Source organism: Variovorax robiniae, assembly GCF_037889955.1.
GTDB classification, from domain to species: domain Bacteria; phylum Pseudomonadota; class Gammaproteobacteria; order Burkholderiales; family Burkholderiaceae_C; genus Variovorax; species Variovorax robiniae.
In genome coordinates this window covers 12,536-26,721 of sequence record NZ_JBBKZS010000011.1, presented here as the reverse complement: position 1 = coordinate 26,721, position 14,186 = coordinate 12,536, and the positions used below count along the sequence as shown (strand labels likewise).

The following is a 14,186-nucleotide window of genomic DNA, read 5'->3' as shown; positions in this document are numbered from 1 at the left end:
TTCAACGGATCGAGGTACGCCCTCAACGTGAGCCTGTCGACTGCGGATCCGCTGATGACAGCAGTGGGCGAACTTGCACCAACGCTGCTCGCGCTGCGAGCGAAGATCCAGCAAGAGTTCGACGCCGCGGCGCAACCCTGGTGATGACGTGGCAAGCGACCAGTTCCAAGGCACCCGGTCATGCGCTGGCAAGCGCGCCAAAGTCAGCATTCAGGAGGCAACGTCACTTGATCCGGGCGTTGACGATCCGATGGTGTCAGCGCGTCGAACCGTGCGCGCCCAGACTGCGCGGCTGCGTGCGCATTTCATCCAGCAGCCTGTAGACGGGATCGGAAGGCGCTGCACTGCCATTCGGTTGACGGCGACCAAACAGCCTGACGTCTTCATGGGCCAGCTCCGGGCGGTCGCGTTCCTCGATCCAGTCGTAAACCACTGTCCGCGTGGCAATGCGCCACTCGCCATGTCGTCGTTCAAAACGATCCACATAGCGGCCGCATAGAAACGTCTCATGATGGGGAGCAGATGCCGGTGCCTGCAGCGCCAGGAAGGCACTCTCCACCGCAGCACAGTCGCCGTGGATCTCGATGGCGATGTTGCTCACCTGATGCACACGACGGCCTCCTTTGCGCAGCTTGAGCAGCGCCTGGTCGATGAACCCCGTCGCGCTCCCGTTCCACGCCCCATGGCAGTCCGTTGCGTCCTCCCAGTAGGCGCTGCGCAGCGCGGCTTCGTCCGCGCGATCGATGCCGCGGCAGTAACGGAAGAGGCACTCCCTGATCGCCTCCCGATCCAGCAAGCCCTGAAGATCCGCGTTCATCCTGCACGCTTGAAGAGTTGGACCATGTTGCCCTCCGGGTCGCGCAGCGACAGGACGGCGCCGTGCGAGCCCATGTCGCGCATGCCGATGACCTGGCCGCCAGCGGCGGTGATTCGTTCCTCGGCGCCGGAAAAATCCTCGACCTCCAGCACCATCACGAGGCCGGCGGTCGCGGGTGCCGCTTCCTGTGGCGACGCAAGCGCAATATTGGTGTTGCCGACGCCGTATTGGATCCAGCGGTCTTCATCGCGGAACTTCAGCGGCAGGCCCAAGCCGTTCGCGTAGAACGCGTGCAGTTCGCCTGGCCTCTGCGCGACGACGAAGACGCTCTGCAACCGCTTCGGCGGGGCAGCCACCGTACTCACAGCGAAGTCTCCGACGCGCCGCCATCGAGGCGAAGGACGTCCGCGCTCAGGAAGCGTGAATCATCGCCCGCAAGGAAGCAGATCGCATCCGCGATGTCCTCCACTGTTCCCAGGCGACCCAGCGGCGTGCGTCCGATCCGCCTGGCATCGAGGTCCGCATTCCTGTGCTTGGCCGTGCCCTCCGTCGGAACGGCGCCCGGGGCGACCGCGTTGACGCGGATGTTGCGCGAGCCCAGCTCCGCAGCCGCGGCACGGGTGATGCCGAGCACACCCGCCTTGATGCCGCTGTAGACCATCGAGCGCATCGGCGCCTTGAAGGCGGCAATGGATGCCACGTTGATGATCGATCCGCCACGCTGCGCGTCCATGACTTCAGCTGCGGCCTGGATACCCCAGATCACCGACTTGAAGCCGATCTCGACCATGCGGTCCAGGACCTCCGGCGTGATCTCGGCCAGGGGCTGGTAGCGTACCCACGCGGCGTTGTTGACCATGATGTCGAGCCGCCCCGCCTCGCGTGCCAAGCGCAGCACGGCTTCGCGGACGCCTTCCCGGGTGCTCACGTCGCGCGGCAGCGGGATCGCCTTGCCACCCAAGGCCCGAATCTCCGCGACGGCCTCATCGACAAACTCCTGCTTCAGGTCATTGATGCCGATGGTGGCGCCCCGCGCGGCCATGGCGCGCGCGGTCGCCCGCCCGATGCCGTGGCCCGCGCCGCTGATGAAGGCAACGCGGCCTTCGAGTGACGAATTCATGACTTGGCTTTCTCTGGAAGTTCCGGAACCAGCAGCGCGTCGAGTGCAAAGGCGCCCTCGCCTTCGTCGAGCACCACCAGGGGGTTGATGTCGATTTCGACCACGTCGTCGGCGTGACGGGCGGCGAAGCGCGACAACGCGGCAATGGCGCGAGCGGCAGCCTGGACATCGGCCTTCGGGCGGCCGCGCGCGCCATCGAGCAGTGCAAACGCCTTCAGGGAACGCAGCATCGCGGTGGCCTGCGCTTCATCCACGGGCGCGGGGCTCAGCGCCACATCCTTCAGGATCTCCGCAAAGATGCCACCCAGGCCCACCATCACCATCGGCCCGAAAATCGGATCCTTCTTGGTGCCGAGGATCAGTTCCGCCCCGCTATTCGCCATCCGGGCCACCAGCACGCCGGTGATGCGGGCCTGCGGTGCCTTTTGCGCGACCCGCGCGAGCAGGCCTTCATAGTCGTCGACCAACTGGCCTTCCGAGCGCACGCCGACCACCACGCCGCCGACTTCCGTCTTGTGTGCGATGTCGGGCGAGACGATCTTCAACACCAGCGGAAAGCCGATGTCGCGCGCCGCCGCCAAGGCTTCCTCGCGGCTTTGAACGACGCACTCCTTGAGCACCGGCAAACCCGCCTCCGCAAGCGCCGACTTGGCACTGGCCTCGGTGGCGAAGGCCTGCGCATGCAGGGGCGCGCGCACGATGGCGGGCGCCGGCTGCCGGGCTTGCTGGCGCGCGCCGAAGCGTACAAGCGCCGCCAGCGTCGCGCAGGCCGCATCGATGCCCTCCACCGTCGGAAAGCCCATCGCATTCAAGCGCGCACGCACGTCCTGGGGCGCGCGGGCGCACAGGATGATGAGACGCGACGTATGGTCCTTGCGGACCTGCTCCAGCGCCGACAGGAAGACCTCCCGCAGTCGTGGCACATGGAATGCATTCGCCGATTGCAGGATCAGGGCGTCGCAGGAGGGGTCGTCCGCCACGGCAGCCAGGATCCTGGCCAGCACCTCGGGGCGGCTCGAAACCTGCGCGGTCATGTCGACCGGATTGGACGGCGCCGCGAATGGCACGACCGACAGGATGCGTTCCTGCGTCGCTTTGGCCAGCTTGGGCAGGACGAGGCCCTGCGCACTGGCGGCATCGGCCAGCAACACGCCAAATCCGCCCGACGCGGTCAGGACCGCAACCTTGTTGCCACGGGGCGCCTGATCCGGTCCGATCACCGAGAGCGCATGGCCCACTTCCAGCAGTTGCTCGATGCTGGGCACCCGAATCGCACCGCCGTTGCGCAGCACGGCGTCGAACACCGCATCGGAGCAAGCAAGGGCGCCGGTGTGCGACGCTGCGGCCTCGCTTCCCGCTTCCGACACGCCGACCTTCAGCACCACCAGCGGCTTGCCGGCATCGCGCGCCATCGCCATGGCCTGCTGCAATTTGGCGCCATTTCGGCAGGTCTCCATGCAGCAGAGGATCACGGTGGTGCCCGGGTCGGAAGCCAGCGAGGCGATCGCATCGGCAATGTCGACGTCGCACTCGTTGCCAGTGGTGAGCATCCGGCTGATGCCGACGCCACGCTCGGCCGCGAGGCGCAGCGTGTAGCTGCCCAGGTTGCCGCTCTGAGAGACGATGCCCACCGGACCAGGCTCCGGAAAGGAGGACTCCAGCGCCACTGAAAAGGTCGCGATGCTCTTGTCCGGCACGCCGATCGCACCGAGGCAGTTGGGGCCGACGACACGCATGCCCGTGGACCTGGCGACCTGGCCGATCTCGTCCTGCAGCCTGCTGCCCTCCTCCCCCATTTCGGAGAAGCCGGCGGAGAGCACCACCGCCGCACGGACGCCGCGTGCGGCGCATTCCCTGACAGCCTGCGGCACGCTCGCGGGCGGCACGGCCACCACCGCAAGTTCGGGTGCCTCCGGCAGGTCCGCGACGCTTGCATAGGCCTTGAGCGACTGCACCTGCTCAGCCTTGCGGTTGATCGGGTAGATGCTGCCCGCGTAACCGTACTTCAGCAGGAATTGCAGCGGTCGCCCGCCGATCTTGGTGACATCTTCCGATGCGCCGACGATGGCGATCGATCGCGGCTTGAACAGCGCCTCGAGTCCGCGCCCTGCTTCGACCGGCTTCACGGCGGTCACGAATTGAGGAACATTGGGTGTGTGCTTCATTCTCAGCGCCCCTTGTAGACAGGCTGGCGCTTCTCCAGGAAAGCCTTGCGCGCTTCCTGGGCGTCCTCGGTCTTCGACAGTGCCATCGTGATGTTCTGTTCGACGCGATAGCCATCGCGCTGCGGCATCAGGTCCATCATGTTGGCCGCCTGCTTGGCGTAGGCGACGGCAAGCGGCGCCTTGCTGGCAATCTCCTTCGCAATCTCCATCGCCAGCGGCAGCAGTTGTTCAGCCGGCACGACTTCATCGAGCACGCCGCGCCGATACAGCTCGGCGGCCTTGACGCGCATGCCCGTGTAGAACATGCGGCGTGTGAAGGAGCGCCCGACCATCGTGCGCAGCATCGAGACGCCGCCCGCCAGGCCCACGTTGATCTCCGGCATGGCAAAGCTCGCGTCCTCGCTCGCCAGGAAGATGTCGCACGCAGCCATGAGGCCGAAGCCCGCGCCCAGCGCCGGACCGTTGACGGCAGCGATGACGGGCTTGGCGCATTCGCGGATCGCGTTGCCGGTCTCCCGCGTGAGGCGGTTATGGCCGAGAAAATCACCGGCCTTGTCGGGGTCCGGGCGATCCTTGAGATCCGCGCCTGAGCAAAAGTACTTGCCGGTACCCGTGAGGATCGCCACGCGAATGTCGGTGCGTTCCGAGATCTCGTCGAAGACCTCGATCAGACGACGCCGCGTCTCGCGGTCCACGGCGTTGACGGGCGGCTTGTCGAGTCGCACGACGGCGACGTATTCGGAAACTTCGAGGCTGACGCTCATCGCGCACTCCCTGTGAGATTGGAAAAAGAACCGTGGTCGGCGGCTGGCTGCGGCGCCAGCAGATATGCGGCATGCGTGAGGCGGTCGCCGTAGCGGAACTCCGATGCGAGCAGGCGTTGCGCAAGGCGGGTGGCCAGCACTTCCTCGCTCATGCCCATGCCGCCGTGCATCTGGATTGCGGCTTCTGCGCAGGCACGGGCGGACTCGGCCAGCGACACCTTGACGAGGCGCAGCGTGCGGCGCAGGTCGGCCGCGTTCTGCTCGTGCTGCTGGAAGGCGTGGATCACGAGGCCCTTGGCGCCGAGGTACTTCACGTACATGTCGGCCGTGCGATGACGCAGCACCTGGAAGGTGGACAGTGCAACGCCGAACTGGCGCCGCTCCTTCAGGTGGGTGACCGTCTGCTGGATCAGCGCGGCCAGCGCGGCCACGGTGTCGGCGGCGGTGAGCAGCAGCGCGGCATCGCTCGCCGCTGCCAGTGCATCGCTCGCCGCAGCGCCACGTGCGATGCAGGCACCTTCCGGCACGGCCAGCCGGGCCAGCGTGAAGTCGGCGCAGCGTCGACCCTCCATGGAGCGATAGATCGCCGAGGGCGCGCCGATGCGTTCTGCATCGACCAGGAAGATCGCGCATTCGCCATCCGACACGGCCGGCACGAGGAAGTGCGTGGCCGGCAGCGAGACGTCGACACCCTGCACGCTGCCATCGAGTTCGAAGCCGATGTCGAGGTGGCGTGCCTGCACGACGATCTCGTCTGGCGTAGACGACAGCGCACTCAGCGGAGCGATCTTCGCGCTACCTTCTGCGACGGCCTCCAGCCAGCGCCGCGCGGTCTCGAGCGGCGCTGCCTGCAACAGCAGCGGCGCCACGGCGCAGGTCTCCACCACGGGTAGATCGAGGCCATGCGTTGCGAGGCCTTCGACGATCGAGGCCAGGTCGGCCAAGGTACCGCCGACGCCTTCGCAGTCCTCAGGCACGAGCGTGGCGGTCCAGCCGAGTTCGCGGACAGGATCACCTTGCAGGCCCTGTGCCGCGGCATGGTCCTGGGCGTAGCGGCTGGCTGAATCGAGCAGCATGCCGGGGAAGAGCGAGGGAAAAGAGGGGGACATCGTCAGGCTCCCAGGAGTTCGTTGGCGACCACGTTGCGCTGCACTTCGGAGGTGCCGCCGGCGATCGTGCGGGAGCGCGTGAACATGTAGTTCTGGATCCAGGTGGCGGCAGGCACATCCGCGCTCCCGTCATCCGTCTCGGCCAGGAAGCGGTTCGCAGCCTCGGGGCCGACAGCATCCAGCGCGATGGACGTCAGGCGCTGGGCCACGTCCGCACAGGTCATCTTGATCGCGGAGGGCTGCACGCCCAGCGGGCGCTGGTGGATCAGGTCGTCGGTGGCCTGCGCCATCATCACGCGCGCACCCTTCACGTCCGCCTCGCACATGAGCAGCTTGTGATGCAGGCCGCTGAAATCGCGCCGGCCGGCCGCGGCCTTCCCGGCATCCTCCACCAGGCGGGCGACTTGGCGGCGCACCAGCTCCAGTCGGGCCACATTGGCCGGCGGCAGGCGCTCGCGCTCCAGCAGGAACTTGGCGCAGGTCCAACCCTTGCCCACCTCGCCGATGAGGTTGTCGGCGCGCACGCGTACCTCGTCGAAGAACACCTCGTTCAGGTGATGCCAGCCATCGATCGTGCGGATGGGCCGCACGGTGATGCCGGGGCTGTCCATCGGCACGAGGATCAGCGAGATGCCGTCCTGCTTCTTGGCCTCCTTGGATGTGCGCACCAGCATGTAGATCATGCTGGCTTCATGCGCATGCGAGGTCCAGGTCTTCTGGCCGTTGATGACCCACTCGTCGCCGTCGAGACGGGCACTCGTGGACAACGACGCCAGGTCCGACCCCGAGCCCGGCTCCGAGTAGCCCTGGCACCACCAGTCCGACCCATCGAGGATGCGCGGCAGGAAGCGCGCCTTCTGCTCCGGCGTGCCGAAGCGGATGATCACCGGGCCGATGTGGCCGAGGCCGTGGTGATAGAGCGGCGGGCAATCGTTCTCCGCCATCACTTCCTCGAAGATCAGGCGTTGCTTGATGTCCCATCCGGTGCCGCCCGCTTCCCTGGGCCAGCTGGGCGCACCCCAGCCCTTGGCGGCCAGGATCATCTGCCATGCCTTGTACTCGCGCTTGGTGATCTTCTGGCCCGCGGCCACGACGGCGCGGATCTCGGCAGGGCAGGACTTCCGCGCGAACGCTTCCAGTTCGCGCCGGAAGGCGACGTAATCGATGGACATCTTGTCTCCTCGGGTTATTGAACTTCAGCCCTTGCGCAGCTGCGTGATCAGCTCGTCAAGGGCGGCCGCGGCGCCGTCCGCATCGCGCCGGCGCAGGGAATGGGCGATGTTGCGGCGCAGGGGGAACAGGTCGGGACGGGGACGCACCGGCAGCACGTGCGTCATGCGTTCACGCAGCACCGAGGTCATCGTCTGTGCCATCAGCGTGAGGGCCTCGTTGTGGCCTGCGGTCGCCACCGCGGAAAAGAAGCGGCTGGCCGAATCGATGCGGTCTTTGAGCGGCGCGTCGTCGGCATGGCCCTCGATCGTGTCCACTGCTTCTTCCACGGCATCCAGCTCGGCGTCTGTCGCGCGATCGCATGCCAGACGAAGCAGCGTGCCATAGAGCGCGCGGTAGGCCTCGTCGATGTGCGCGTCGCCGAGCTTGCCCTGCAGCACCATGTTGCGCAGCGACTCGGCCAGCATCATGTAGGCGCCCTTGTAGAACACCAGCGCCTGGTCGCCGGCGCCCGCATCCATGTGCTTCACTTCGCCGATGAGGACGACATGGTCACCGGCCTCGTGGCACGCGAACACGCTGCACTCGAAGCTGGCCAGGCACTCGTTGATCAGCGGCATGCCGTTCGGGCCCGACCGCCAACCCACGCCTTCGAACTTGTTCTCGATCTTGCTGGAAGCGAACCTTCCCGACAGCGCATCCTGCCGCTCCGACAGGATGTTGATGGCAAAGCCATCGGCACCCTTGAAGGTGTCGAGCAGCTTGCTCGCGTTGCGCAGGCTGAACAGCACGAGCGGCGGATCCAGCGACACGGAGCTGAACGAGTTGCAGGTCAGTCCGGCGGGCTTCCCGTCGGCCGTGCGCGTCGTGATGACGGCCACGCCCGTCGGAAAGCAGCCGAGCAGCTGCCGGAATTGCGTCGGTTCGATGGCGGTTCGTTCGGCGACTTCTGACATGGCGACTCCTTGCGCTGAGCTCAGGTCAGGCCGCGACGAGCTCGCGCTCGGGCTGGCTGCGGTGCGGCGGGTCGTTGGCGATTTCTTGCTGGACCGCGGGGATGATGACCTCGGCCCAGGTCTTGAGCTGGCGCAGCATGGTCGGGTGATCGAAATCGCCCATCTGGGTCTGGAAGCAATAGTGGACCGGCTTCAGCACGCGGATCTCGTTGACGACCCGCTCGATCACGGTGTCGATGCTGCCCACGGGCAACAGGGCGCGCATCTCGTCGAGCGTCGGCTCCCCTTCGACGATGCCTTCCTCCACCTGGTAGTCATCGGCGATCTGCGCAGTGCGGCGCTTGAGGCTGACGGCGATGCGGCGCTGGTAACGGGCGCAGTCCAGGTAGCGCTCCACCTCGTCCTTGTTGTCGCTCGCGTAGGCGGCGCGCAGCAGGCCCACGTTGATGCCGGCCGGATCCTTGCCCTCAGCCTTGGCGATCTTGTCGATCAGCGCTCGGGTGCCGTGCAGCTTTTCGAGGCCGCCGTCGCCGCCGGAGACGAACACATGATGGCCGGAGCGCACGGCGCGCGTCACGAAGGCCGGGTCGACGCTGGTGATCCACATCGGAGGCCCGGGCTGCTGCACAGCGCGCTGGCTGATCGCGCTCATCGGTTGCTGGTAGAACTCGCCGTCGTAGCTGAACTTGGGCTGCTGCAGGCCCATCTCCAGCATGTCCAGGATCTCGAAGGTGCGGCCCTTGGCGGTTTCCAGCGAAACCCCGAAACGCTCGAACTCGAAGTGCTGGTAGCCCGAGCCGATGCCCAGGTTCAGGCGGCCGTTGGACAGCTGGTCCACCATCGCCACGTCCGCGATCAAGCGCGCCGGGGTGTACAGGGGCGCGACCACGATGCCCGTGCCCAGCCGGATGTTGCGCGTGACGGCGGCGCAATGCGCGATCATCGTCAGCGGCGAGGAGCACATGCCGTAGTTGCTGAAGTGATGTTCCGCGTACCAGGCGGCGCCGAAGCCCAGTTCGTCCGCCAGGCGTGTCTGCTCGACGGCATCGCGCAGGATCTGGTGCGAGGTCTTATGCTTGTTCCGTTGCTGCATCAAAATGAAGATTCCGAAGTCCATTGCCTGTGCTCCTGTGGGATGGGTGTTGAATGGGTCGATCGTAGGAATCCAGGCGCCTTGCGGATCACCAACCTGCGTACAGCTTCTTTGCGTGTTTTGAAATGAAAGCCCTCGATTCGCTGCGCATCTTCGTGACCACACAGCGCAAGGGCAGCCTCTCGGCGGCGGCCCGCAGCCTCAGCCTCTCGCCCGCCACCATCTCGCGGCGCATCAGCGCGCTCGAGGAGGAACTGGGTGTGCAACTGGTGGATCGCACCAGCCGCAACCTCAAGATGACCGAAGCCGGGCAGGCCTTCATCGAGCGGGCCGAGGTGGTGCTGGAGGCCATGGCCGAAGCGGAGCAGGCCGCGCGGAACTCCCGCCAGCGACCGGAGGGCCGACTGCGGGTGCATTCGCGCACGCACCTCGGCCTGCGGGTCGTGGCGCCGCTGCTGCCGCGCTTTGCCCAGCGCTATCCCGACATCCGTGTCGAGATCGAACTCTCGGAACATCCGGTCAACCTCGTGGAGCAGGACTTCGACGTCGACATCCGCACCGGCGAATCGAACGACTCGGGCTTCGTCATCAAGCGGCTGCTGTCCAGCGACGAGGTCCTGGTGGCGAGCCCTGCGTTCTTGAAAATCTATTCGCGCATCAAGCATCCCACCGACCTGCCGGATGTGCGCTGCCTCACCTACCGGCGTGAGCACGAGGCCACGAGCTGGAAGTACGTCGACGAGCAAGGCGAGCAACAGGAGCTGCCGATCCAGGGTGTGCTGAGCGCCAACAACGGCGAACTCCTGCGGCTGGCCGCCCTCGGCGGCATGGGCATCGCGCTGCTGTCGGAGCCCACGGTGCGAAGCAACCTGCAGGACGGCACGCTGGTCAGGCTGTTGCCCGACTACCGCTTCGCCGTGCGGGGCTTTTCCAACGGCATCTTCGCGGTGTTCCGCCAGAGCCGCGCACTCCCGCTCAAGGTTCGCGCGTTCGTCGACTTCGTGGCTGACGCGCTGCGGGAGGACGGCGTCTAACTGTCCGCGAAGCGATGCGGCGCCCTGCCCGCCGCCGGAAGCCCCTCGACCAGGAAGAGACCGCCATCGCCCGGAAGCGATCCTTCGAGTCGCGTGCTCCGCGAGATCGTCGTCAGGTAGAGCTGCTCGAAGCGCGGGCCGCCGAAGCAGAGGCTGGTCGGATAGGTCGCGGGGACGTCCACCAGGCGCTCCAGCGAACCGTCGGGTGCGAAGCGGGCGAGCTTGGCGGCGCGCGTCAGCACGGTCCACAAGAAGCCCTTTTCATCGACCGTGGCACCGTCGGGCCCGGAGTCGAAGCGGTCCGTCCTGGTGAATACACGCTTGTTGCGCAACGGGCCGCGTGGATCGTAGTCGTAGGCCCAGATCGTTCTCTCGAGGCTGTCGGCCAGGTAGAGCGTGCGTGCGTCGGGACTGAAGCATGGACCGTTGGCAAATCCGATGTCGTCGGCCAGCTGTTCCACGCTGCGATCGGGCCTCAGTCGATAGAGGCCACCCAACACGCGCGCTCCTGGCGCGCGGTTCATGTGCATCGTGCCTGCGACAAAGTTGCCCGCCGCATCGCACTTGCCGTCGTTGAGCCTGACATCCGGATGATCGATGGGGACGACGGCCAGCACCTCGAGCGAGCGCGACCCAAAGTCATAGCGCGCGAAGCTGTCGCGCAACGCCACCACGACCGCATCACTGCGGCACGGCGCGATGGATCCGACCGGTCCCGGGATGGCATGCCGCTCCGGTGCCCCTGAATCAGGGGCCAGTCGCCAAAGCGTGCCCGCTAGGGCATCGATCCAGCAGACCGCCTGCGCGTCCGCATCCCAGCAGGGGCTCTCGCCCAGCTGGTCCTTCGTTTCCCCGATTCTGGTGATCGCAACGGTCATGGACGCAGTGTGCCGACCGATCGCCCATGGCCAGCATCGCGACCTGCAAAGCACCTTTTCATGCTGTGCAGCATCGGCGGACCCAGCGCCACCTAGACTGAATCGACAGGGCGGAAGCCCCCAATCAGGAGACTTTGACATGCCATTTCGCAAACACCTCGGCGCCTTGCTTCTTGGCCTGGCGGCCGCATTCGGCGCGGCCCAGGCCCAGCAACCCACCCGGATCGTCGTCCCGTTTGCCGCCGGCGGCGGCACCGACCAGTACGCGCGTTTGCTCGCGAGCGAACTGACCCAGCACGGCCTCCAGGTGATCGTGGAGAACAAGCCCGGGGCCAGCGGCATCGTCGCCGCCGACTATGTCGCGCGCTCGCGGCCGGACGGCCAGACGCTGCTGATGTCGTCGCTGAGCACGCTGGCCACGAATTCGGTCATGTACGACAAGCTGCCCTACGACCCGGTGAAGAGCTTTGCGCCCGTGACGCAGATCGCGTACCAGCCCACGATCGTGGTCGCCCGCATGGACCTGCCCTACAAGAACATCAAGGAGATGGTGGCCTACGCCAAGGCCAACCCCGGCAAGATCAACCGGGGTTCGCCAGGCGCCTCCATCCTGACCAACCTGGCGCCGATGGCCTTCGAGAACATGGCCGGCATCAGCACCACCCATATCCCCTTCAACGGCGACTCGCCGGGCCTGCAGGCACTGCTGGGCGGCCAGATCGACATCCAGGGCACTTCCATCACCGGTCCACAACAGCACATTCGCGCCGGCAAGATGCGCGTGCTCGGTGTGATGGGCGACAAGCGCCTGCCCCAGGTGCCCGAGGCGCCCACCTTCAAGGAACAGGGCTACGACATCGAGGCGTTGCTCTGGTATGGCCTCTCCGCGCCCGCGGCCACCCCCAAGGACGTGGTCGAGCGCCTGAACCGCACCGTCAACCAGGTGCTTGCCGATCCCGCATTCATCAACCGCGCCCGCGCCAGCGGGATGGAGCCGCGGGGCGGCACGCCTGACGAGTTCGCGAAGTACGTGCAGGCCGAGAGCGCGCGGTGGATCCCGCTGTTGCAGCGCCTCGAACTGCCCAAGCAGGCCCAGTGAATGAACGCCATGTTTCCGAACACCGTGGCCCTGGTCAGCGGCGCCAGCCAGGGCATCGGCCAAGCCATTGCCACCCGCCTGCTGCAGGCCGGCTGTCGCGTGGCATTGACGGACCTTGAGCTTGGCAAGGCGCAACAGGCCGCGGCAGAGAGCGGCGGCCCGCCAGATCGCGTGCGACCCTACGCGCTGGATGTGCGCGACGCGACCCAATGCGCGGCGATCGTTGCCGATCTCGATCAAGCGTGGGGGCCGGTCGGCGTCCTCGTCAACAATGCCGGCGTCAGCGGCCAACGCACCCAGCAGGACGCGCAAGCCCTCGGCGAGGACATCGACCGCGTCATGGCGGTCAACGTCAAGGGCGTGCTGAACCTGACCATGGCTTGCGCGGAGAGCCTCAGGCGCACCAGGGGTGCGGTTGTCAACGTGGCGTCGATCACCACGCTCGTGGCGACGGGAGCGCATCTTGCCTACGGCGCGTCCAAGGGCGCGGTCGGCCAACTCACGAAGTTCCTTGCGCGCGACTTCGGCGCACATGGTGTGCGCGTCAACGCCGTGGCACCGGGTCTCGTCATGACCCCGATGACCCGCCACATCGCGCAGGACGCCAAGCGCCATGGCCGGATGGTCGATCGCACCTTGCTGGGACGTCCGGCCGAGCCCGACGACATCGCCGGGCCGGTCGTGTTCCTGGCCTCCGAACAGGCCCGCTATGTGACCGGCACCATCCTGCCGGTGGACGGCGGGTACGTCGCAAACTGAAGCAGGAAAACTCGATGACCCCCATGCAACCGCTTTCCGGCCTCCGTGTGCTCGACTTGTCCCGGGTCATGGCCGGCCCCCTGTGCGCCATGGCCCTTGCCGATCTCGGAGCCGACGTCATCAAGGTCGAGCATCCTGAGCGTGGCGACGACACCCGCGACTGGGGCTTGCGCATCGGACGCCACAACACGTCCTACTTCAACAGTTGCAACCGCAACAAGCGGTCGGTCTGCATCGACCTGCAGACGCCGGAAGGTGTCGAACTCGCGCGCGACCTCGCGGCACGCTCGGACATCGTCATCCAGAACTTCAAGTACGGTGGCGCGCAGAAGATGGGGCTCGGATACGAGGCCCTGAGCGAACGCAACCCCGGCCTGATCTACTGCTCCATTTCCGGCTACTCGGTGCTCGGCGACGAACGCAGCCGACCGGGCTACGACCTGGTGGTCCAGGGCGAGAGCGGCCTCATGGCGACCAACGGCGAAGAAGGCCAGGGACCACTGAAATTCGGCGTCGCGGCGGTCGACATGTTCACCGGCATGTACGCGGCCCAGGCCATCCTCGCGGTGCTGCACGAGCGCAACCGCACCGGGCGGGGCCGGCACATCCAGATGTCGCTCTACGACAGCGGCATGATGATCGGGTCCTACTACGGGCTGACCGCATGGGCGAACAAATGCGACCCCGCCAAGTTCGGCAATTCACATCCGTCCATCGTCCCCTATGGCGTGTTCGAAGCCGCGGATGGGCCGCTCGTGATTGCCGTCGGAAACAACGGCCAGTTCAGGAAGTTCTGCATCGACGTCATCCAGCGACCGGAGCTCGCCAGCGATCCCCGCTTCGAGAAGAACACCGAACGCGCAAAGCACCGCCAGGCGCTGATTCCCATTCTGGAAACGTGCATCCGCGCGCACACGCGCGCGGAACTCCTGGCCCGCTTGCGCATGGCGGGTATTCCTTGCGGCGAGGTGCTGGGGCTCTACGAAGCCATGCAGACCGAGCGGACGACGCAGACGCAGGTTTTGCATCACTTCGACGATCCCGAAGCCGGGGCGCAGGCGATCCATGCACCGCCCTACGTCATCGATGGTGCTCGTTGCGGCGTGCGCCACACGCCGCCGGACCTCGGGCAGCACACGGGCGAGGTCCTGCACGAATTGCTGGGCATCGACGAGGGCCGGCTGGGCTCGCTTCAGGCGCAGAAAGTCATCCGCTGACATTC

14 protein-coding genes are annotated in these 14,186 nt (G+C 66.5%); 4 read left to right on the top strand and 10 right to left on the bottom strand.

What is annotated here, in order from left to right; genetic code table 11:
• Positions 1-256: 256 nt before the first annotated feature.
• From WKW79_RS22995 to WKW79_RS22955, 9 genes are read right to left on the bottom strand one after another with little or no spacing between them, the layout of a single operon-like run.
• The gene (locus WKW79_RS22995; RefSeq protein ID WP_340337529.1) at positions 257-817 is read right to left on the bottom strand and encodes a nuclear transport factor 2 family protein; all 561 of its coding nucleotides are present in this window, start codon (positions 815-817) and stop codon (positions 257-259) included.
• The gene (locus WKW79_RS22990) at positions 814-1,182 is read right to left on the bottom strand and encodes a VOC family protein (protein ID WP_340337528.1); all 369 of its coding nucleotides are present in this window, start codon (positions 1,180-1,182) and stop codon (positions 814-816) included. The genes WKW79_RS22995 and WKW79_RS22990 overlap by 4 nt, the downstream gene beginning before the upstream one ends.
• Positions 1,179-1,937 carry an SDR family NAD(P)-dependent oxidoreductase gene (locus WKW79_RS22985; RefSeq protein WP_340337527.1) on the bottom strand — a complete coding sequence of 253 codons (759 nt, stop codon included), beginning with the start codon at positions 1,935-1,937 and terminating at the stop codon, positions 1,179-1,181. The genes WKW79_RS22990 and WKW79_RS22985 overlap by 4 nt, the downstream gene beginning before the upstream one ends.
• Entirely contained in the window at positions 1,934-4,102 is a 2,169-nt protein-coding gene (locus tag WKW79_RS22980) for an acetate--CoA ligase family protein (protein WP_340337526.1), read from the bottom strand. Before WKW79_RS22980 ends, WKW79_RS22985 begins: the two co-directional genes overlap by 4 nt.
• 2 nt (positions 4,103-4,104) lie before the next feature.
• Complete coding sequence (locus WKW79_RS22975) at positions 4,105-4,866, bottom strand: enoyl-CoA hydratase/isomerase family protein (protein WP_340337525.1); 762 nt, start codon at positions 4,864-4,866, stop codon at positions 4,105-4,107.
• A complete protein-coding gene (locus tag WKW79_RS22970) occupies positions 4,863-5,975 on the bottom strand; it encodes an acyl-CoA dehydrogenase family protein (RefSeq protein WP_340337524.1) in 1,113 nt (370 codons plus the stop codon). Before WKW79_RS22970 ends, WKW79_RS22975 begins: the two co-directional genes overlap by 4 nt.
• 2 nt (positions 5,976-5,977) lie before the next feature.
• On the bottom strand, positions 5,978-7,147 hold the full coding sequence (locus WKW79_RS22965; protein WP_340337523.1) for an acyl-CoA dehydrogenase family protein: 1,170 nt from the start codon (positions 7,145-7,147) through the stop codon (positions 5,978-5,980).
• A gap of 24 nt (positions 7,148-7,171) precedes the next feature.
• Positions 7,172-8,101: a flavin reductase gene (locus WKW79_RS22960; RefSeq protein WP_340337522.1), complete on the bottom strand. Its 930-nt coding sequence runs from the start codon at positions 8,099-8,101 to the stop codon at positions 7,172-7,174.
• Between the two features lie 25 nt (positions 8,102-8,126).
• The gene (locus WKW79_RS22955) at positions 8,127-9,218 is read right to left on the bottom strand and encodes an LLM class flavin-dependent oxidoreductase (protein WP_340337521.1); all 1,092 of its coding nucleotides are present in this window, start codon (positions 9,216-9,218) and stop codon (positions 8,127-8,129) included.
• 101 nt (positions 9,219-9,319) lie between these two features.
• Between WKW79_RS22955 and WKW79_RS22950 the strand changes: the two genes are divergently transcribed.
• Positions 9,320-10,228, top strand: coding sequence for a LysR family transcriptional regulator (locus tag WKW79_RS22950; RefSeq protein WP_340337520.1), 909 nt, complete (start codon positions 9,320-9,322; stop codon positions 10,226-10,228).
• Here WKW79_RS22950 and WKW79_RS22945 read toward each other — a convergent pair.
• A complete protein-coding gene (locus WKW79_RS22945; protein WP_340337519.1) occupies positions 10,225-11,106 on the bottom strand; it encodes an SMP-30/gluconolactonase/LRE family protein in 882 nt (293 codons plus the stop codon). The two genes, WKW79_RS22950 and WKW79_RS22945, sit on opposite strands and share 4 nt — an antisense overlap.
• A 139-nt stretch (positions 11,107-11,245) precedes the next feature.
• Here WKW79_RS22945 and WKW79_RS22940 point away from each other — a divergent pair, with 139 nt between their 5' ends.
• The 3 genes from WKW79_RS22940 to WKW79_RS22930 are packed head-to-tail and all read left to right on the top strand — an operon-like array spanning position 11,246 to position 14,181.
• Positions 11,246-12,205 carry a Bug family tripartite tricarboxylate transporter substrate binding protein gene (locus tag WKW79_RS22940; RefSeq protein ID WP_340337518.1) on the top strand — a complete coding sequence of 320 codons (960 nt, stop codon included), beginning with the start codon at positions 11,246-11,248 and terminating at the stop codon, positions 12,203-12,205.
• Complete coding sequence (locus tag WKW79_RS22935) at positions 12,206-12,964, top strand: SDR family NAD(P)-dependent oxidoreductase (protein ID WP_340337517.1); 759 nt, start codon at positions 12,206-12,208, stop codon at positions 12,962-12,964.
• A gap of 14 nt (positions 12,965-12,978) precedes the next feature.
• Entirely contained in the window at positions 12,979-14,181 is a 1,203-nt protein-coding gene (locus WKW79_RS22930; protein WP_340337516.1) for a CaiB/BaiF CoA transferase family protein, read from the top strand.
• Positions 14,182-14,186: the final 5 nt, after the last annotated feature.